This is a genomic window from Comamonas resistens (genome assembly GCF_030064165.1).
GTDB lineage: Bacteria > Pseudomonadota > Gammaproteobacteria > Burkholderiales > Burkholderiaceae_C > Comamonas > Comamonas resistens.
Genome location: NZ_CP125947.1, coordinates 2,782,047 through 2,801,173 on the forward strand (window position 1 = coordinate 2,782,047; position 19,127 = coordinate 2,801,173).

Annotated in this window: 14 protein-coding genes and 2 riboswitches; of the genes, 10 read left to right on the forward strand and 4 right to left on the reverse strand. The window is 61.8% G+C overall.

Going from position 1 to position 19,127, the window contains the following annotated elements:
* Positions 1 to 81: 81 nt before the first annotated feature.
* Entirely contained in the window at positions 82 to 2,052 is a 1,971-nt protein-coding gene (locus QMY55_RS13030; RefSeq protein ID WP_283484631.1) for an arylsulfatase, read from the reverse strand.
* 649 nt (positions 2,053 to 2,701) lie between these two features.
* Between QMY55_RS13030 and QMY55_RS13035 the strand changes: the two genes are divergently transcribed.
* The gene (locus QMY55_RS13035; RefSeq protein WP_283484632.1) at positions 2,702 to 3,814 is read left to right on the forward strand and encodes an MBL fold metallo-hydrolase; all 1,113 of its coding nucleotides are present in this window, start codon (positions 2,702 to 2,704) and stop codon (positions 3,812 to 3,814) included.
* A gap of 161 nt (positions 3,815 to 3,975) precedes the next feature.
* Complete coding sequence (locus tag QMY55_RS13040; protein ID WP_283484633.1) at positions 3,976 to 4,956, forward strand: helix-turn-helix domain-containing protein; 981 nt, start codon at positions 3,976 to 3,978, stop codon at positions 4,954 to 4,956.
* Between the two features lie 52 nt (positions 4,957 to 5,008).
* Here the strand turns inward: QMY55_RS13040 and QMY55_RS13045 are convergent, their stop codons facing one another.
* From QMY55_RS13045 to QMY55_RS13055, 3 genes are all read right to left on the reverse strand, one after another.
* Positions 5,009 to 6,073: a 2,3-butanediol dehydrogenase gene (locus tag QMY55_RS13045; protein WP_283484634.1), complete on the reverse strand. Its 1,065-nt coding sequence runs from the start codon at positions 6,071 to 6,073 to the stop codon at positions 5,009 to 5,011.
* A complete protein-coding gene (locus tag QMY55_RS13050) occupies positions 6,070 to 7,335 on the reverse strand; it encodes an MFS transporter (RefSeq protein WP_283484635.1) in 1,266 nt (421 codons plus the stop codon). Before QMY55_RS13050 ends, QMY55_RS13045 begins: the two co-directional genes overlap by 4 nt.
* A gap of 87 nt (positions 7,336 to 7,422) precedes the next feature.
* The gene (locus tag QMY55_RS13055) at positions 7,423 to 7,956 is read right to left on the reverse strand and encodes a 2,4'-dihydroxyacetophenone dioxygenase family protein (RefSeq protein WP_283484636.1); all 534 of its coding nucleotides are present in this window, start codon (positions 7,954 to 7,956) and stop codon (positions 7,423 to 7,425) included.
* Between the two features lie 209 nt (positions 7,957 to 8,165).
* On the opposite strand from QMY55_RS13055, the gene QMY55_RS13060 reads away from it, so the two are divergent.
* The 8 genes from QMY55_RS13060 to QMY55_RS13095 all read left to right on the forward strand — a co-directional run bounded on the left by QMY55_RS13060 (position 8,166) and on the right by QMY55_RS13095 (position 19,106).
* Positions 8,166 to 8,717, forward strand: a complete 552-nt coding sequence (locus tag QMY55_RS13060) for a hypothetical protein (protein WP_283484637.1) — start codon at positions 8,166 to 8,168, stop codon at positions 8,715 to 8,717.
* Between the two features lie 116 nt (positions 8,718 to 8,833).
* Positions 8,834 to 8,946: riboswitch (glycine riboswitch) on the forward strand.
* Between the two features lie 17 nt (positions 8,947 to 8,963).
* Positions 8,964 to 9,078, forward strand: a riboswitch (glycine riboswitch).
* A 78-nt stretch (positions 9,079 to 9,156) separates the two neighbouring features.
* Positions 9,157 to 10,296, forward strand: coding sequence for a glycine cleavage system aminomethyltransferase GcvT (gcvT, locus tag QMY55_RS13065; RefSeq protein ID WP_283484638.1), 1,140 nt, complete (start codon positions 9,157 to 9,159; stop codon positions 10,294 to 10,296).
* A 119-nt stretch (positions 10,297 to 10,415) separates the two neighbouring features.
* Entirely contained in the window at positions 10,416 to 10,790 is a 375-nt protein-coding gene (gene gcvH, locus QMY55_RS13070) for a glycine cleavage system protein GcvH (protein WP_283484639.1), read from the forward strand.
* A 47-nt stretch (positions 10,791 to 10,837) separates the two neighbouring features.
* Positions 10,838 to 11,389 (forward strand): MolR family transcriptional regulator, encoded by a 552-nt coding sequence (locus QMY55_RS13075; protein WP_283484640.1) that lies wholly within the window; start codon positions 10,838 to 10,840, stop codon positions 11,387 to 11,389.
* Between the two features lie 90 nt (positions 11,390 to 11,479).
* Positions 11,480 to 14,392 carry an aminomethyl-transferring glycine dehydrogenase gene (gene gcvP, locus QMY55_RS13080; protein ID WP_283484641.1) on the forward strand — a complete coding sequence of 971 codons (2,913 nt, stop codon included), beginning with the start codon at positions 11,480 to 11,482 and terminating at the stop codon, positions 14,390 to 14,392.
* Positions 14,393 to 14,704: 312 nt separating this feature from the next.
* Positions 14,705 to 16,903 (forward strand): PAS domain-containing hybrid sensor histidine kinase/response regulator, encoded by a 2,199-nt coding sequence (locus QMY55_RS13085; protein WP_283484642.1) that lies wholly within the window; start codon positions 14,705 to 14,707, stop codon positions 16,901 to 16,903.
* Positions 16,900 to 17,658, forward strand: coding sequence for an RluA family pseudouridine synthase (locus tag QMY55_RS13090; protein WP_283484643.1), 759 nt, complete (start codon positions 16,900 to 16,902; stop codon positions 17,656 to 17,658). The genes QMY55_RS13085 and QMY55_RS13090 overlap by 4 nt, the downstream gene beginning before the upstream one ends.
* A gap of 326 nt (positions 17,659 to 17,984) precedes the next feature.
* On the forward strand, positions 17,985 to 19,106 hold the full coding sequence (locus QMY55_RS13095; protein ID WP_283484644.1) for a high-affinity branched-chain amino acid ABC transporter substrate-binding protein: 1,122 nt from the start codon (positions 17,985 to 17,987) through the stop codon (positions 19,104 to 19,106).
* Positions 19,107 to 19,127: the final 21 nt, after the last annotated feature.

The following is a 19,127-nucleotide window of genomic DNA, read 5'->3' on the forward strand; positions in this document are numbered from 1 at the left end:
CTGTGCAAAGGCCGCCAGGTGCCTAGCACCCGGCGGTCGGCAGCAAACGAGAAGCCCGCTGGCTTCTCGCTTCGCCCAAGGTCAGCGCGGACGCAGCGGCTCCACGCCCCCTACGCTGGCCATATAGGCCTTCCATTGCTCGATCAGCTGGCTCAACAGCTGCGGCTGGGCTGCGGATTGATCCCGGGTTTCGCCGCGATCATTCTCCAGATCGAACAGCTCCCAGTGACCGTCAACCGGGCCCAGTGGCGGTGCGGTCCAGCGCGCCTTCCAGCGGCCGTCGGCGCTTAGCAGCATGGCGTGGCCATAGCTTTCCTCGCCGAAGGGGGTGTTGCGCACCGGCCCCGATGCGGCCACCTTCAGTGCCTCCACCAGTGAATGGCCGGTCACCGGGTAGACATTGCGGCCCTGGTAGACCACCTTGCCCTTGTTCTTGTCGACGCCGGTTTTCGGATCGATTTGCGCCGCTGCCGGCTTGCTGGGCGCCTGCACGCCCGCCAGCGCCAGGAACGTCGCGGTGTTGTCGGTCACATGGGTGAACCGGGTGAAGGGCGGCAAGCTCTTGGCCTGGCCCGGCAACTTGACAATGGCTGGCACGGAGATGCCACCTTCGCCCATGGTGCTCTTGTACAGGCCCAGCGGTGCCGCGCTGACCTCGGCCCAGCGGGTGCCGTAGGTCAAGCCGAACGGGAAGCGGATGGTCTGGGGCCGGCCATAGTCGGTGCCCAGTTTCTCGTAGGTGCCCGGCTGTGCGTTGGCGATGTCGGTCGCGGTCGGATCTTCTCCCGAGTCCATTGCCCAGCCCTCGGCGCCATTGTCCGACTGGAACATGATGAAGGTGTTCTCATACTGGCCTGTGTCCTTGAGGTGCTGGATCAGCCGGCCGATGTTCCAGTCGAGATTCGACACCATGCCCGCATAGATCTCCATGTAGCGCGCCTGAGACTTTTTCTCGTCCGCAGACAGGCTGCTCCAGGACTTGATCACGCTGCCCGCGTCATAGTCCACGTAGCCGCCCGCCGGGCTGTTCAGGGCGTTGATGTACTTGGCGTTGGGTTTGCCGTTGTTTGGCGTTGCTGGCGAGGCGGTCAGTGTCTCGGGCAAGCCGGCATTGGGCGTCAGATTGCCGGAGATCACGCCCAGCGCCTGCATGCGGGCGATGCGCTCCTGGCGGATGGCGCCGTAGCCACCGTCGTAGCGGCCCTTGTACTTGCTCAGCCAGGGCTCCGGTACTTGCAGCGGCCAATGCGGCGAGGTGTAGGCGGCATAGGCGAAGAAGGGCTTGCCGTCCTTGCGGTTGGAGTCGATGTAGGAGATCAGCTTGTCGGTGAAGAAGTCCGTCGAGTAGAACTGCGCCGGGCTGCCACCTGCGCCTCCCGGCTGGCCGGGCTGGCCCGGCTGCACATATTTTCCGTCTTCGGTGTAGTTCTTCGAGCCCGCCGGCTCATGGCCGAAATGGTTGACCGCCGCACCGCCCAGCAAGGTGAAGCTGCGCTCGAAGCCCCATTGATCGGGCGTCTTGCCCGAAACCAGCGCCCCGGCTGTATCACCAGCCAGCGCCGAGCCCAGATGCCACTTGCCGGCGATATAGGTGTGGTAGCCGCCGTCCTTGAGCAGCTGTGCCACCGACAGCGCGCTGTCGTTCAGATAGCCCTCGTAGCCCGGCAAGCCCTTGCGCTCGTCCTGCGGCGCGCCCATCGTGCCTTCGCCGACCAGGTGGTGGTCCGTGCCGGAAATCAGCATGGAGCGCGTAATGGCGCTGACGGTACCGGTATGGTGGTTGGTGAGAATACGGCCGTCGGACACCAGCGCGTTCAGATTGGGAGTCTCGATCTCGCCGCCGAAGGCCTGGATGTCCGAATAACCCAGGTCATCGGCCATGATGTAGAGAATGTTGGGCCGTTGCGGCGCCTTGCTTTCCTGCTCTACGGGTTGGGCCACCGCAGCCTCCTGATCGGAGCCGCAGGCGGACAGCGCCAGGCCGACCGCCACCGTCAACGCAGCGACGGTGAAACCGTGCTCCCCTGCCGAAAAATGCTTACCTGTTGCCATGTAGCGTAAATCCCTCTGGTTGATATTGCGAAAGCGCCAGATGCTATGACCAGGTATTGAGAAAACAAAATACCGATACGCTGTTTCAATATTCCCAGGCACATTAAGATGTTTTCCTTATTTTCAAATACTGAAAATATCCAACATCACCCAACCACACCGCAATCATCAGATTCTCACCACATCTCCTCTCGAAAACGAGCTATGACAAGGCTTACACAGAGGTTGAGGCTTCAAGAACTTTCTCAAAAAATGTCATGAACCCTGCATATTCGGCCATTCAAGACCTGCAACCCATTTTCTAGCTTCAATAAACAAGCCTATTTTCAGTTGATATTCTTATAGACTCTATAAGATATATTCAATATCAAATTCAACGGCCACTTAACCCAATCCACAAAATAAATCCGAGTCGTCGAGACCACGGCTGGAACCTATGGGTGCTTTACAGCGCACCGGCGGTAGCGGTGGCTGGCATTGCCAGCCAAACCTGACAAGCGCCGTAGGCATGACAACGACAATGCGCTTGTGTTCTGGGCTGCCCATGCCCTGGCCCGCGCAAAAGCCTCGCGCAATCCACCAACGGTCTTGCTTTTGCCGCAATCCGCTCCAACTACCGGCGACGGCCTCATTTGCCGACATCCGAACCGTGACCCAACCCTCGCTCTTTCAGGCTGCCATCGGCGGCTACCCCGATTCGCCCCAGTACGCGGGCGGGCGCTTTCGCAACATCCATCCGCGTCCGGCCAACAGTCCCAAGCCCGACGCCAGGACGCTATGGAACTTCTTCTTCAACAAGCCGGCTGACTCCGAGCCCCGCAAGGCGCTGCCTGTGCTGCCCTTGAGCACCGCCGCGCTGGACGCCGCGCCCGAGCGCAGCCTCTACCGCCTGGGCCATTCCACCCTGCTGATGAAGCTGCGCAGCGGCTGGTGGCTGACGGACCCCGTGTTCTCGGAGCGCGCCTCGCCGCTGTCGTTTGCCGGCCCCAAGCGCTTTCATGCGCCGCCCATTGCACTGGATGAACTGCCGCCGCTGCGCGGCGTGCTACTCTCGCACGACCATTACGACCACCTGGACCGCGCCACCATCCGCGCGCTGGCTCCCAAGGTGGGCATCTTTCTGTGCACGCTGGGCGTGGGCGACCGGCTGGCGGCTTGGGGGGTGCCGGCCGACAGGATCGTGCAGCACGACTGGTGGCGGGGCAGCGAGGTGGACGGCCTGCGTTTCACGGCCACGCCAGCCCAGCATTTCTCGGGACGCGGACTGCGCGACGGCAACCGCACGCTGTGGGCCTCATGGGTCATCGAGGACCTGCAGCCGGATCAGCCGCTGCGCGTGTTCTTCAGCGGGGACGGCGGCTATTTCGACGGCTTTGCCGAAATCGGCCGGCGCTTCGGCCCTTTCGACCTCACGCTCATGGAGACCGGCGCCTACGATCCGCACTGGCCCTATGTGCACATGCACCCGGCCCAGACCATACAGGCCCACAAGGACCTGGGCGGCCGGTGGCTGCTGCCCATACACAACGGAACCTTCAACCTGGCCATGCATGCCTGGTGGGACCCGTTCGAGCAGATCCTGGGCCTGGGCCGCCAGCACGGCATTGCTATCGCCACGCCCATGATGGGCGAGCGCCTGGACCTCAATGCCCCCCAGGCAGGAACACCCTGGTGGCGCGCCTGTGCCGACACGGCGACAGATTCGATATCCCCATCTCCGGCCGGCGATGTGACCCGGCTTGATTCCCGGCCTCAGCGTTGAGACATAAAGGCTCGCAAGCCTATATCGGCGCGCGGCACAACACCGTAACTCCACGGAGCAAGGCAGAAAAATGGCATGTTAGAGTTTGTTCGGCACCGCCGACACCAGCTGGCTCCCCCTGATCGGCGCACAACATAAGAACCTGCCCCAAGGAGACGCCCATGCCTTCGCTTGCGCCATGCGCGGTGAACCGGATTGCCACGGATGCTTTTCCCGCCAGCCAGCGCCTGGACCAGTGGGAGGCGTACAACGCGTCTTTTCTGGTCGGATTGCGCTGCTCCTCCTTCTCCGACGAAGGCCTGAAGGCACGGCAGAGCAATATGGCCGTCGGCCAGTTGGCCCTGGCCGACATCGATGGCAATGCCCATGTGATCGAACGCACACCACAACTGGTGCGCCAGCATCCCAAGGAATCGGTCTTCGTCTCGCTGGTGCTGAGCAGCGGCGCCTTCTTCTATCAGGAACACAGCTGCCTCCACCTCGTCCCGGGCGACCTGGTGATCTATGACACCCGGCATGCCTACCTGTTCGGCTTCACCCACCAGATGCACCAGTTCCTCGTGGATACGCCAGCCGACTGGTTCTACCGGGACTGCAGCCGCGCGCAACTGCCAGGCCCGATCCGCATTGCGGGCGAAGCAGGCAGCGGACGCGTGCTCAATCATGCGTTCAAGAATCTGGTGGGCGATGCCATGGCCCGGCCCGAAGGCGTGGATCAGGATCGCATGCAGTTCGAGGCCTGCGATCTGCTGCGCGCCATGATGGCCGGAGAGGCCGCCGGCAGCAGTGCGCTGCGCGCCTCCCACCTGCTGGCCGCGCGCGCCCATATCGACGAACACCTGCACCGCCACTCAATGGATGCCCACGAAGTGGCAACAGCCGCAGGTGTCTCCCTGAGGCACCTGAACCGGCTGCTGCAAGCCGAGGGGCGCAGCGTGACCCAGCTGATTCTCGAGCGCCGCCTGGAGCGCGCAGCCATGGAGTTGCGCCAGGCGGCGCTGAACCGTTACAGCATTGCCGAGATCGCCTACCGCTGCGGCTTCGCCAGCCAGGCCCACTTTGCACGCACATTCCGCTCACAGCACGGCATGACGCCCACGCAGATGCGCGAGCAGCCCGGGCGGCACCGGGCTTCAATCTAACGACAGGCGCCGATAGCCCAAGAGCTACCGGCAGAACGCCCGGCCAGAAACCTCAGGCACAGGCTTCTTGCTGCGGCTGCACCAGCACCTTGATGGCGTCGCCGGCGGAAGCCAGCCGCTCAAAACCGTTCTGTATGGCGGCCTCCAGCGACACGGTATGGGTCACAATCCGCTCGGCATCCACGGCCCCGGACGCCATCAGCTCCAGCAGCTCGGGATACAGACCGCGGTAGCCCACGCTGGAAGTGATGCGCAGTTCGCGGTTGACAAGATCGAAGGTATCGATGCTCGCCTCGGGCATCAGCCCCAGCAGCACGGCTTCACCTCCCTTGCTCAGCACACCGAGAGCCCCTTTCAGCGTCTCGGGACGGCCTACGGCTTCGAACGCTACTGGAACGCCCACCCCGCCCGTGAGTTCACGCACCTGCTGCACCGCATCGCCCAGGCTGGCATCAACCGTGTCGCTGGCGCCCACCTCGCGCGCCAATTGCAAACGCCGGGGATCGACATCGACGGCAATGATCCGGCCAGCCCCATGGTGCCTGGCCATCATCACCAGCAGCAGGCCTATGGCCCCCATACCGAAGATGACGCAGTCATCGCCAGGACGCAGCGCGCTTTGGCGCACCCCATGCAAGGCCACGGCGGCAGGCTCGGCCACCGCAGCCTGCCTGAAGCTCAGTGACCGGGGCAGTACATGGGCCATATAGGCGGGCACCACGGCTTCCTCCGCCATTCCGCCATCTCCCATGAGTCCGACAAAGCCCATGGATTCGCAAAGGTTGTACCGTCCTTCACGGCAATAGGTGCAGTGGCCGCAGCGGTATTCCGGCTCCACGGCAACTCTGTCCCCTAGCTGCAGCCCTGTCACATCGGCAGCCGTCTCCACGACGGTGCCGCAGAATTCGTGGCCGATGACAATGGGCGCCACGCTGTTCGACAAGGGATGCGGAGCCTTGACCGGTATCGAGTCCGGCCCATGCAGGTATTCATGCATGTCGCTGCCGCAGATCCCGCAGTACGCGACCTCGATACGGATTTCTCCGGCCTTCAAAGGCCTGCGCGCGATGATTTCCAGGCGCAGATCGCGCGCGCCATGCCATTTCAGCGCTTTCATGCTTGCGACTCCTTCAAGGCTGCAGCTCGCAGGCCGTTACCAACGCGCCCTGGCGCTGTTTCCACCAAGCCCAGGGAAAGCATGCCTGCCAGCAGGGCTCCCGCCGCCGCCACCCACATCACCACATCCAGCCCCCACCGGTCGGCTGCCAGCCCGGCCAGCGTCGGGGCGACAAAACCGCCGATCAACTCGCCAACGCCCATGATCATCCCCAATGCCGTGGCCATGGCTGCGCGCGGAACGGTCTCGGCGGGAATCGTGGCCATGAAGAGCGTGAAGCAGCCCAGGCCGGTGTAGGTCAGCAACAGCAAGCCACCCAGTACCACCGGCGATTGGGCATATAAAAAGGCCAGCGGACAACCCGCCGCGACAAAGGAGAAAAAGATCAGTGCCGGACGGCGACCTATACGGTCCGAGATGGCAGGTACGGCAAAGCCCCAGATGACCCAGGCCACGCCCATGCAGCTCATCACCGCACTCATCGTGCCCGGCTCGAAGCCCTTGGCATTGATCAGATAGGTTGGCGCAAAGGAAATGATGATCACGAACCAGGCCATGAAGACGCAGCTGATCAGCACGCTCAGCCAGATATTGCGTTCACGCAGCAGGGCCCAGCGTGGTCCGGCCTGCGCCTCTCCAGGCTGGCCATCAGTGCGGTCGCCCTGGGTGTTACGCACATGGCGCCAGATGAGTGCTGCGGCAATCAACCCCGGAATGCAGGTCAGATAGAAAGCCGTGCGCCAGCCATAGGCCACGGCCAGCGAGACGATGACCGGCGGCGCAATCACGGCGCCCAGCAGGCCCGCCGAAGAGCCCTGCAGCAGACCCATGTTGAGACCGCGTCGGCTGGGCGTCGAGGCTTCGACCATCAATGTCTGCGACAGTGGCAGCACCGGCCCTTCGGCCAACCCCATCAGCGCACGCAACAGCAGCAGACCGACAAAGCCGCCCACCAGGCCCGACAGGGCCGAGCACAGGGAGAACATCAGCACCGAAAGAATCAGCACCGTTTTACGGTTGCCCTTGCGATCGGTGTAAGCCCCGAAGAATGCACCGGAGGCCGCCCATGCCAGCGCCAGAATGGACGACAGCATGCCCAGCTGGGCATTATTCAGATCCAGCTCATTGGAAACAAAGGGAAATAGAAATGACAGCGCCAGCCGGTCGAAAAATACAATGCCGAAAGTGAAGAATAGAATGAGCAGCAGCTTGTTCTCATAGCTCATCCACCCGCTCTTCCGGTTTTCATCTTGATTATTCATGTCTCGCTCCATACCTTCTTTGACGTGCTACTTCACCTCACATGAAATGCCCGCATTTTTTTGATGGATTGTTGATATTTTTAATAATTAACGGAAAAGCGTATCCACATAATCTGCACCTATACCGACCTTCTCATAATGCTTTCGGCATAGGTCGATATAGCTGTGGACGTCAAAATATCCATCGGGTTTGCCATCCTCATCCAGCCAGATCAACGGCCCCTTGACGATAAAGAATGCTCGCATGGGCTGCTCGTGCTCATAGGCCACCAGCGTGTGGCCTTCGCCAGGCGTCTCGTAGACAAAGTCTCCGGCGTGGGCCGTCCAGTCATGCTCCAGATAGCCCCACTTCCCGGAAATGGTATAGGCGAATACTTCGTGCGGATGGTAATGGCGATTCACCAAGCCAGCTTCCTTGGCCATCAGGATATCGCACCACTTATTTTGCGATGGAGAAATCCAGAGGGGCCGAGAGAAAACAGTTTCGGTGAAAGGAACGTAATAGCGTTCATCTTCAGTAGGCGCATTCTGTATATAAACCTCCGGTTGCGCATCAGGCTGAAAGCAATTGGGAATAGGCTTCAGATATTTCCAGAATTCATTCGTGGCTTTTTCAGGCATTTTGTCTCCTTGGATAAAAATTGACGGACGTCATAATCCTATCCATCAGAAAATTTCTGATTTTCCTCTGCCGGACATGGCGTTTGACTCGTTTGGACACGCCTTGAAATAACGCACCTGAACATGAATGCGGCCAGCCCCTCCGCATCAGATCGATCCATACCACGAGCAATATCGGAAATGCCCAGGACCTGACCGAGAATGTCGCCATGGAAATTTCGCGCACTTCACGCCATCTCGCCGTCTTCGGCATCGCACTGGGCACCCTGCTGCTGGCTGGCTGCAGCACGCCGCCTGGCGGCAATACCGCCGTTTCGCAACAGACGGACCCATCGCAGCCCATACCGGCAATCGAGCCCAAGTCGACACCGACACCTGCATCATTGGCTTCGAGCGACAAACGCCCGGACTGGCCGGCCTGGGTCACTGCCGATTGCACGCCCTCAAGCCAGATGGACCCGGGCCCACAGGCCCGTTACCGCAAATCGCCGGTCATTCGCGCCAACTGGTTTCCCGACGGCTTGCGCACCATGGTGGTGTTTAGGCTTGAAGTGACACCTCAGGGCGAATTGGGCCGTGTGGCCTATCTGCCTGCCGATACCGATCCGCGTATCGTGAAAGCCATCACACAGTCGCTCAGGAGCTGGAAGTTCAAGCCCGGCATGCGCCAGGGCCATGCCGTCACCAGCTGCGTCGAGCAGCCCTATGAGCTGATATTCCCACCCCAGCCCATCCCTGCAGGCCCGGATAGCGCACCTTAGGACCTTTGTATCCTCGTCCCGAGAAACATAGATGCTGGCTACTCTTGTTTTTCCTTCATCGAAAACCCCATATCCGGCAAATTGCAGTGGTGCGGCCTGGTATTCGGCAGCTAGAATTCCACTGGTCAGGAGAGAGTGCCAGCGGCTTCAAGCCGTCCGGCACCGCCGAAGGCGCAGACAGCTCATAGCGGCTGTCAAAACGCTCAGGCAAAAGGACTGACAAGCGCTGCAAGCCAATAAGGCCCAGCGTTCCTTGCTGGAGAGAGATGCCAGACACCAGCGCTGGCATCCACCGAAGGAGCAAACCACTCGTGTTCATCGCGTGGTGAATCTCTCAGGTAAAGCGGACAGCAGGGCAAGCCCGCCATTCACGGCATGACCTTTGGGGTTCAGCCGTGCATGGCCACTCATCTTGGTTTGACCACCGGAGCGCTTGCCTGTGACTGCTGCCACTTCTTCCGATTCCGATCTGCGTTCCACACCGCTGTTTGCCCTGCATCAGAAACTGGGCGCCCGCATGGTACCGTTCGCCGGTTACTCCATGCCGGTGCAGTATCCGCAGGGGCTGATGGCCGAACATTTGCATACCCGCAAGGCCGCCGGCCTGTTCGATGTTTCGCACATGGGCCAGTTGCTGTTGCGCGGCCCCGATGCCGCCGCCGCGCTGGAGTCGCTGATGCCCGTGGATGTCATAGGCCTGGGCCTGCACAAGCAGCGCTACGGCCTGCTGCTCAATGAGCAAGGCGGCATTCTGGACGACCTGATGTTCGTCAACCGTGGCGATGACTTGTTCCTTATCGTCAACGGTGCCTGCAAGCAGGCCGACATCGCCCATATCCAGGCGCATATCGGTCAGCGCTGCGAAGTCATTCCCCTGCCCGATCGCGCCCTGCTGGCACTGCAGGGCCCCAAAGCGGCAAGCGTGCTCGAGCGCCTGATTCCGGGCGTCAACACCCTGGTCTTCATGACCGGCAATCATTTCAGCTGGCAGGCCCAGGACTTCTACATCACGCGCAGTGGCTATACGGGCGAGGACGGTTTTGAAATTTCGCTGCCAGGTGATGCTGCCCAAGCCTTTGCCGAAGCCCTGCTGGCTCAGCCCGAAGTGGCGCCTGTGGGCCTGGGCGCGCGCAATTCGCTGCGCCTGGAGGCAGGATTGTGTCTCTATGGCAATGACATAGATACCACGACCACCCCGGTGGAAGGCGCTCTGAACTGGGCCATCCAGAAAGTGCGCCGCAGCGACGGAGAGCGCGAAGGCGGCTTTCCCGGCGCAAGCATCGTGCTGGAGCAGTTGCAGAATCCCGAACAACTCAAGCGCAAGCGCGTGGGTCTGATTGCACTCGAGCGTATTCCCGTGCGCGAACCTGCGGTGCTGGAAAACATGGACGGTCAGCACATAGGCCACATCACCAGCGGCCTGCTCAGCCCCACGCTGAACCAGCCCGTGGCATTGGCCTATGTAGAGCCTGACTACGCGACCGCGGGCACCGAAATCTTTGCCATGGTGCGCGGCAAGCCCGTGCCCATGAAAGTTGTGGCCACACCGTTCGTGCCCACCAACTACTTCCGCGGCTAAGCCTGCCCACGCACAAGAGACAGACCAGTTTGCCGAACAGTGCTCAGAACGCCGCTAAAGTGCGCACTGGACCTTTCTCAAATCTCTGATTCCCCCTGAATCCCCCATCTGGAGCCTCCATGAGCATCAAGTTTTCCAAAGAACACGAGTGGATCAACGCCGCTGACACCAATGCCGCCATCGTCGGCATCACCGTTCATGCGCAAGACGCGCTGGGCGATGTTGTGTTTGTGGACCTGCCTGCCGTGGGCGCCACCTTCAAGGCCGGCGATGTGGCTGGCGTGGTCGAGTCCGTCAAGGCGGCAGCCGACGTCTATATGCCCGTGACCGGCGAGATCGTCGAAGTCAACGAAGCCCTGCGCGATGACCCTTCGCTCGCCAACAGCGACCCGCTGGCTGCGGGCTGGTTCTTCAAGGTCAAGATGAGCAATGTGGGCGAGCTCGAAGGCCTGATGGAAGAGACCGCCTACAACGATTTCGCCAAGGACAACTAAGCATATCAACGGCCTTTGCATTGCAAAGGCCGTTTTTGCATGCTGCCATGAACACCACTTTGTACTTCGACGACTCTGAAGTCGGCCTTGCTCGCGAAACCAGCCATCCGGCCTTTGTGCGCATTGCAGGTCAGGACTTCTATTACGACTGCGGCGATGATTTCAGCCCCTTCGGCAATGATGACGGCAGCGACACCCTGGCCGCTCTTGAAGAGTGGTATCAGGAGCAGGCGCACGGCAAGCCCGTCAAGGCTTCGCGCTTTCTGCGCCAGCAACTGAGCGACTGGGATCTGCCTGTGCCCAAGGATATGCTGACCCGTGACGATGCGGCCAGGGCCCAGTGGCTGGCTCGCGATGACATGAACCAGAGCTATCTGCGCTCGGTCTGCCGCGCCCATGTGGCCACTGCCTTTGGTCAGCTCAAGATCACCGGCAGCATCGATGCCGATCTGCAAAAGCAGGCCCTGCTTGCCCTGGCCTGCCAGCAATGGCTGAACACCGTGGCACGCAGCAAATATCCCGATTGGGAATATGCCGACCAGGAAAGCGAACGCCTGGCTCTGATGAACACCGCGCTGGAACAAGCCAGCGCTGCTTGAAGCACCGGCTGTATGTCTTGAGGCATATGGCATTCACGCATGCCCGGCATGCAAACTGTCAGTCACAGTATTTGAGAATAGGTCCCTCCCATGCTGATGTCGCCCCCCGCCCCTGTCGCTTCGCTGGAGTCTCTGGAAAACGCGAGCGAATTCATTCCCCGCCATATCGGCCCAGATGCCGATGAGCAACAGAAAATGCTGGCCGCCATCGGCAAGCCCACATTGGATGCCTTGATTCGCGATGTGATGCCCGACTCCATCGCTCGCGCCAAGCCCATGGATCTTCCCGCTCCGGTGACCGAAGCCGCTGCACTGGCCGAGCTCAAGACCATCGCCGGCAAGAACCAGGTTCTGAAAAGTTTTATCGGCCAGGGCTACTACGGCACGCACACACCGGGTGTCATCCTGCGCAACATCCTCGAAAACCCCGCCTGGTACACGGCCTACACCCCTTATCAGGCCGAAATTTCGCAAGGCCGCATGGAGGCACTGGTCAACTTCCAGACCATGGTGACCGACCTGACCGGCATGCCTATCGCCAACGCCTCCATGCTGGACGAGGCCACGGCCGCCGCCGAGGGCATGACACTGGCCAGGCGCTCGGTCAAGTCCAAAAGCAACCGCATTGTGCTGGCCGGTGATCTGCACCCGCAAACGATCGAAGTCATCCAGACCCGAGCCCAGCCCATCGGTATCGAGGTGCTGGTAGCCAACAGCAAACAGGAATGGGAAGCTGCTTTGGCAGGCGACTTCTTTGCCGCCGTCATCCAGTACCCGGCTTCGAGCGGCTGGATTGTGGACTGGAAGGCCGATGTGCAGGCCATCCACGCCAAGCAGGCCGCCGCCATCGTCGCCACCGACCTGCTGGCCCTGACCCTGCTGACACCACCCGGCGAATGGGATGCCGACATTGTGGTGGGCAATACCCAGCGCTTTGGCATGCCCATGGGCGCGGGCGGCCCGCACGCGGCCTTCATGGCTTGCCGCGACGAGTACAAGCGCAGCCTGCCCGGCCGCCTGGTCGGCGTCAGCGTCGATGTGCATGGCAAGCCCGCCTACCGCCTGGCGCTGCAAACACGCGAGCAACACATACGCCGCGAGAAAGCCACTTCCAATATCTGCACGGCCCAGGTGCTGCCTGCCGTGATCGCCAGCATGTATGCCGTCTACCACGGCCCGCAAGGTCTCAAGCGCATTGCCCAGCGTGTGGCACGCTTCACGGCCATCCTGAGCCGAGGTCTGGCACAACTGGGCTATACGGCCCACCACCATGACACGGCGTTCGACACCATCAGCCTGCACACCAGGGACGCTACAGACTCCATAGCTGCCCGTGCAGTTGCCAAGGGCGCCAACCTGCGAAAAGCCTGGAACGAGTACCTTTGCATCAGCCTGGACGAAACAACCACCCGCGCCGATGTGGAGCTGATCTGGAGCATCTTCGCCAAGGACGGCCAGCAGATCCCCACCATCGAAGCCATGGACGAAGGCCCGGCCTCGCTGATCCCCGAAGCCTTGCAGCGCAACTCGGCTTATTTAAGTCACCCGGTCTTCAACACCCACCATTCCGAAACCGCCATGCTGCGCTATATCCGCAGCCTCAGCGACAAGGATCTGGCGCTGGACCGCAGCATGATCCCTCTGGGCTCTTGCACCATGAAGCTCAACGCCACCAGCGAGATGATTCCCATCACCTGGCCCGAGTTTGCCAACATGCACCCGTTTGCACCCGCCAGTCAGTTGCAGGGTTATGCCGAACTGGACCGGCAACTGCGCGACTGGCTGTGTCAGGCCACCGGTTACGCGGGAATCAGCCTGCAGCCCAATGCGGGCTCGCAGGGCGAATACGCAGGCCTGCTGGCCATCAAGGCCTTCCATGAATCACGCGGCGAAGCACATCGCAATATCTGCCTGATTCCCAGCAGCGCCCACGGCACCAACCCCGCCAGCGCGCAGATGGTGGGTCTGCAGGTTGTCGTCACCAGGTGCGACGACAACGGCAATGTGGACATGGACGACCTCAAGGCCAAGTGCGAGCAGCACAGCGCCAATCTGGCCTGCATCATGATCACCTATCCCAGCACGCACGGCGTGTTCGAGACCCAGGTGAAGGAGCTGTGCCAGCTGGTTCACAGCCATGGCGGCCGCGTCTATGTGGACGGCGCCAATATGAACGCCCTGGTCGGCCTGGCCGCGCCCGGCGAGTTCGGCGGCGACGTCAGCCACCTGAATCTGCACAAGACCTTCTGCATCCCCCATGGCGGTGGCGGCCCCGGCGTAGGCCCCGTCTGCGTGGTGGAAGACCTGGTGCCTTTCCTGCCCGGCCATGCAACGGCAGGAGACACTCGCAAAGTAGGAGCTGTCAGCGCAGCGCCACTGGGCAATGCGGCCGTGCTGCCTATCAGCTGGATGTATATACGCATGATGGGCGAACCCGGCCTGAAGCTGGCGACCGAGACCGCCATCCTCAACGCCAACTACATCAGCGCGCGGCTCAAGGAGCACTTCCCCACGCTGTACGCGGGCGAATATGGTCATGTGGCACACGAGTGCATTGTGGATCTGCGCCACTTCAAGGAGACCTGCGGCGTGATGGCCGAAGACGTGGCCAAGCGCCTGATCGACTACGGCTTCCATGCGCCCACGCTGTCCTTTCCCGTGCCCAATACCTTGATGGTGGAGCCGACGGAGAGCGAAAGCCTGTACGAACTGGACCGCTTTATCGACGCCATGATCGCCATCCGCGCCGAGATCGCGGAGATCGAAGCCGGCAGACAGCCCCAGAACGACAACCTGCTCAAGAACGCACCGCATACGGCGCAAACCTTGCTGAGCGCCGACTGGAATCACAGCTACAGCCGCGAAGCCGCAGCCTACCCCGTGCCCGCTCTGCGTCGCGCCAAGTACTGGAGCCCCGTGGGCCGCGTGGACAACGTCTATGGCGACCGCAATCTGTTCTGCAGCTGCGTGCCCATGGAGAGCTTTGCGGATTCCGCCAAGTAAACCTGCCAACGACCGCCGGCGCGGGCAAGCCGCTCGCGCCGCCGTCTCACCCCGGCGCCATCCGAGTTGTCCGCCCCACCAGTCCGGCAGCTCTGCTCATGAACCATTTCATTGACGAAAACAGCTGCCACCTCAATACCATATTGCGCATCCAGCTACGAAAATTAGAGCTGAACTGAAGCCTACGCCAATCCGCTCCACGGCCTGGTCAGCCGCGCCAATACCAGACAGCGGCAAGCGCAAGTGCTTGTGATGCGCCTCACTGGCAGCTTACACTGCCAAGCCCATCCAAGCCTGCGGGTCCGCAGCCCCATGTCTTCGCCCTTGCCCTCAACACCCGACTTGCCCATCGGTTTGACCGATACGGCCTCCGCCGAGCCTGCAGAGCTGCCCTTGCACGCACTGCTCTCCCCCCTTGGCGCAGCAGCAGGCACAGTCACAGAAATCCGCCCCATCATCCCCGAGGATGACGACCCGCTGCACGCCCTGGTCGCGGAGCTGCGCAACTACCAGCACGAGCTGGAGCTGCAAAACGAGGTGCTCAATTACAGCCAGGCTGTGGCCGAAAGTGCCTCGGAGCGCTTCGAGACCCTGTTTGCCAGCATTCCGCTGCCGCTGCTGGTGGTCGACGAATACGATCTGGTGGTACAGGCCAACGCCATGGCCCACCGCGCTTTTCAACCCACGGAAAAAGACCGGCTGCTGATCAACTTCAAGCCCTTTGTCCATGGACAGGATGCGCTGCGTGTCGAGCAGGCCTTTGAGCGCGCCCGCGGCACGGGGCGCGCAGAAGTGCACGAGGTGGTCTTTCAGATCACCGACAACGAGCAGCTGTGCGGCGACCTGCATGTGGCCGGCGTGGCCGTGCCCCAGCAAAATGGCCCGCCCACGCTGCAATATCTGTGCGCTGTCGTCAATCAAGGCCCTTTGCTGGCCGAGCGCCAGGCGCTGCAGGAGCGCAACCAGCAGCTCTATGCCAGCGAGAGACGCCTGGAATCGGTCATCAACTCGGCGCTCGACGCCATCATCTGCCTGGACAGTCGCCAGCGCATCACCGTCTTCAATCCCACGGCTGCGGCCTTGTTTCTATGTTCGCCCAACGACGCGCTGGGCAAGCCGCTTGAGCAGTTTCTTCCCGACGCCTCGCGCGCCCTGGCTTTTGCACCGCTGACCACCCAGGCGGTGCTGGGCGAGATGACAGGCATCACCTCCAACGGGCTTGAGATTCCGGTCGAGGTCAGCATCTCGTTCGAGCGTCACACCAACGGCGATACCACCACGGTGTTCGCCCGCGACCTGACCAGTCGCAAGCGCGCCGAAGCCCAGCGCGGCGCGCTGGAAAACCAGTTGCGCGAATCACACAAGATGCAGGCCGTGGGCACCATGGCCGGCGGCATTGCCCACGACTTCAACAATATCGTGGGAGCAATTCTCGGCAATGTGGAGCTGGCCAAGGCCGACTGCCTGGACAACCCCGCGGCACAGGAAAGCCTGCGTGAGATTGAAAAAGCCGGCCGCCGCGCGCGCGATCTGGTGCGTCAGATCCTGACTTTCAGCCGCAACGACCAGCCCGAGCGCCGGCCGGTGCAGGTACGCGAGATCATGCTGGATACCGCGAGGCTGCTGCGCGTGTCGCTGCCGCCTGCCATCGAGTTGCAGGTGCACGAACCTGTCGGCAAGCTGCCAACCCTGCTGGCAGACCCCACTCAAGTAGAGCAGGCGCTGTTCAACCTCTGCAACAACGCCATGCAGGCGCTGGGCGATGAACGCGGCCAGATTCAACTCAAGGTATTTTGCCTGACGCCCGACAGCTATCACTGCGAGCGCATGGGCCTGCCCGTTGCCGAATACATGGTCTTCATGGTGCAGGACTCGGGCCCCGGCATGGACGCCACCACTCAGCGCCGTATCTTCGAGCCCTTTTTCACCACCAAGCCCGTGGGTCAGGGCACGGGCCTGGGCCTGTCCGTGGTCCATGGTGTCATGCGCACCCATGGTGGCGCCGTCGATGTGCACAGCGAGCCCGGCCATGGCAGCTGCTTCATGCTGTACTTTCCCGTCTCTGCCGGCCACCCTGCCGAGCAGAGCACGCCCTCTGCGGCACCCGCGGCCAGCTCGCCAGTCACGCCGAGCCCCGCAGCTGCCGAACGCCACGTCATCTATGTGGACGACGATCAGGCCCTGGTCTTTCTGTTCCAGCGTCTGCTGCGCCGTCGTGGCTACCAGGTCAGCGGCTTTACCGACCCCCGCGAGGCCGTGGCGGCGCTGCAGGCCGACCCCAAACGCTACGACCTGCTGGTGACCGACTACAACATGCCCGGCTTCAGCGGCGTCGACTTGCTGATGCAGGTCAGGGAGATTCATCCCGCGCTGCCCGTGGCACTGGCATCCGGCTATGTCACGGCCGAAATCGAACAGGCCGCCCTGGCCGCCGGTGCCAAGGCCCTCATCCACAAGCCCAACGATGTGCAGGAGTTCTGCATGACCGTGCACGAACTGCTGAACCCATGACGGACTTGATCTGCCACTATGAAGACGACTGCCTGCTGATTCTCGAAAAGCCCTCGGGCCTGTTGTGCGTGCCAGGGCGTGGCCCGGACAAGCAGGACTGCCTGAGTGCCCGCGCCCTGCAGCGCTGGCCCGATGCCCTGGTGGTGCACCGGCTCGATCAAGCCACCTCGGGCCTGGTGTTGATGGCCCGTAATATCGAGGTTCAACGCCGGCTCGGTCAGGCCTTTGCCGAACGGCAGGTTCACAAGCGCTATGTCGCCGTGGTCGCCGGCCGACTGGGCATCGATCGCCTCCCCTCAGCCGCATGCAGCGCCCCTTTCGCCAGGGACGCCGAGCAAGAGCCGCCTCTCGGCGAAGGCGTCGTCCCCCTCCAGGAGGGAGGCCGCGCAGCGGCTCAGGGGGGATGGAACACAATCGACCTGCCCATTGCCGCCGACTGGGAACGCAGGCCTTTGCGCGTCATCAACCATGAAACCGGCAAAAGCAGCCAGACCCTGTGGAAGCTGCTGGGCCATGAGACCAGCGCCAGCGGCCAGCCCTGCAGCCGCGTGCTGCTGAGCCCCCTGACCGGCCGCACCCACCAACTGCGCCTGCATATGGCCGCCACAGGCCACCCCATATTGGGCGACGCCCTGTATGCGGATCAGGTATTGGCCGCCAGCGCACCGCGTCTGCTGCTGCATGCGGCCGAATTGGCGTTCACGCATCCGGTCAGCGGGCAGACATTGCAGCGGCAATCTGCGCCGGACTTTTAAGCAACATCAATACCCGCTTCGCACCACGGCCACAAGAAGTTGCTGCGTCGCAACATATCACCTTGAAATTGGCATCTTTCGGGTGTGAATTGTCTGTTTTTAAGAGCGTTTGCAAATAGGCACAAATTCATGCCCGTCAATCGCACCCCAAGCTATAGCCTGTTTGCGCTAGCTGCTATGCCCGGCATAGCAAAAAGGCAAGCCTCACGCCAGCCCCTGCATACCCTGTTGCCTTCGGTAACCACTCGTTTAACCTGAACTTCTTTCTGCAGCCCTGTGGGCTGCTTTGTTTGAATAAACGCTTATCGACGTTGAAGGAAGTCCACATGAACGTTCCGTTCCGTATGCACACTGTTGTTGCAGCCCTGGGCCTGGCTGGCGCCGCCCTGTTTTCCACGGCCCACGCCCAGATCAAGATCGCCCTGGTCATCCCCACGACCGGCGCTCTGACGCAGTACGGTGACATGGTCAAGGAAGGCGCCACCACAGCCGTTGAAATGGCCAACGCGGCTGGCGGCATCGGCGGCAAGAAAATCGAACTGGTGCCCGTGGACGATGCCTGCGAACCCAAGCAAGGCCCGGTGGCCGCCAACCGCGTGGTCAACAGCAAGATCGGCTATGTGGTCGGCCCCGTCTGCTCAGGTGCATCCATTGCAGCTGCTCCCATCTATAACAACGAAGGCGTGGTGGTCGTGACTCCCTCGGCCACATCGCCTGCGTTGACCGACGGCAAGAACTACCACTTCATCTTCCGCACCATCGGCCGCGATGACCAGCAAGGCCCTGCCGCCGCGAAGTTCATCATTAGCAACATCAAGCCCAAGAAGGTTGCCGTGCTGCACGACAAGCAGTCCTACGGCCAGGGCATTGCTTCTGCCGTGCGCGATGACCTGAAGAAGGCCAATGTGCCCGTGGCGCTGTTCGAAGGCATCAACGCCGGTGACAGCGACTACTCCGCCGTGATCACCAAGCTCAAGGGCGCTGGCGTGGACTTTGTCTACTACGGCGGCTACCACCCCGAAATGGGCCTGCTGCTGCGCCAGGCTGCCGAGCAGGGCCTGAAGGTCAAGATGATGGGCCCGGAAGGCGTGGGCAATCCTGAAGTCAACGCCATTGCCGGCCCTGCCGTCGAAGGCATGCTGGTGACCCTGCCCGCCGACTTTGCCGCCAACCCCAAGAACGCTGCCGTGGTGAAGGCCTTCCAGGACAAGAAGCGCAACGCTTCGGGCGCCTTCCAGTTGACCTCGTTCGCTGCCACCCAGTCTCTGCTGGCCGCCATCAAGGCTGCCGGTGACAACCCCGCCAAGGTGGCCGACTGGATGCACAAGACCACAGGCGTGGACACCGTTCTGGGCCCCGTGTCCTGGAACAAGCAAGGCGACCTGAATTCCTTCGACTTCCAGGTCTTCCAGTGGCACAAGGACGGCAGCAAGTCCCTGGCCAAGTAATTCCACCGCTTCTTCCGGGGT

Excerpts from the sequence above, each read along its gene's own strand:
- QMY55_RS13030 (WP_283484631.1), bottom strand. The coding sequence starts at position 2,052 with ATGGCAACAGGTAAGCATTTTTCGGCAGGGGAGCACGGTTTCACCGTC.
- QMY55_RS13040 (WP_283484633.1), top strand. The coding sequence starts at position 3,976 with ATGCCTTCGCTTGCGCCATGCGCGGTGAACCGGATTGCCACGGATGCT.
- QMY55_RS13045 (WP_283484634.1), bottom strand. The coding sequence starts at position 6,073 with ATGAAAGCGCTGAAATGGCATGGCGCGCGCGATCTGCGCCTGGAAATC.
- QMY55_RS13050 (WP_283484635.1), bottom strand. The coding sequence starts at position 7,335 with ATGAATAATCAAGATGAAAACCGGAAGAGCGGGTGGATGAGCTATGAG.
- QMY55_RS13055 (WP_283484636.1), bottom strand. The coding sequence starts at position 7,956 with ATGCCTGAAAAAGCCACGAATGAATTCTGGAAATATCTGAAGCCTATT.
- QMY55_RS13060 (WP_283484637.1), top strand. The coding sequence starts at position 8,166 with ATGGAAATTTCGCGCACTTCACGCCATCTCGCCGTCTTCGGCATCGCA.
- gcvH (WP_283484639.1), top strand. The coding sequence starts at position 10,416 with ATGAGCATCAAGTTTTCCAAAGAACACGAGTGGATCAACGCCGCTGAC.
- QMY55_RS13075 (WP_283484640.1), top strand. The coding sequence starts at position 10,838 with ATGAACACCACTTTGTACTTCGACGACTCTGAAGTCGGCCTTGCTCGC.
- gcvP (WP_283484641.1), top strand. The coding sequence starts at position 11,480 with ATGCTGATGTCGCCCCCCGCCCCTGTCGCTTCGCTGGAGTCTCTGGAA.
- QMY55_RS13085 (WP_283484642.1), top strand. The coding sequence starts at position 14,705 with ATGTCTTCGCCCTTGCCCTCAACACCCGACTTGCCCATCGGTTTGACC.
- QMY55_RS13090 (WP_283484643.1), top strand. The coding sequence starts at position 16,900 with ATGACGGACTTGATCTGCCACTATGAAGACGACTGCCTGCTGATTCTC.
- QMY55_RS13095 (WP_283484644.1), top strand. The coding sequence starts at position 17,985 with ATGAACGTTCCGTTCCGTATGCACACTGTTGTTGCAGCCCTGGGCCTG.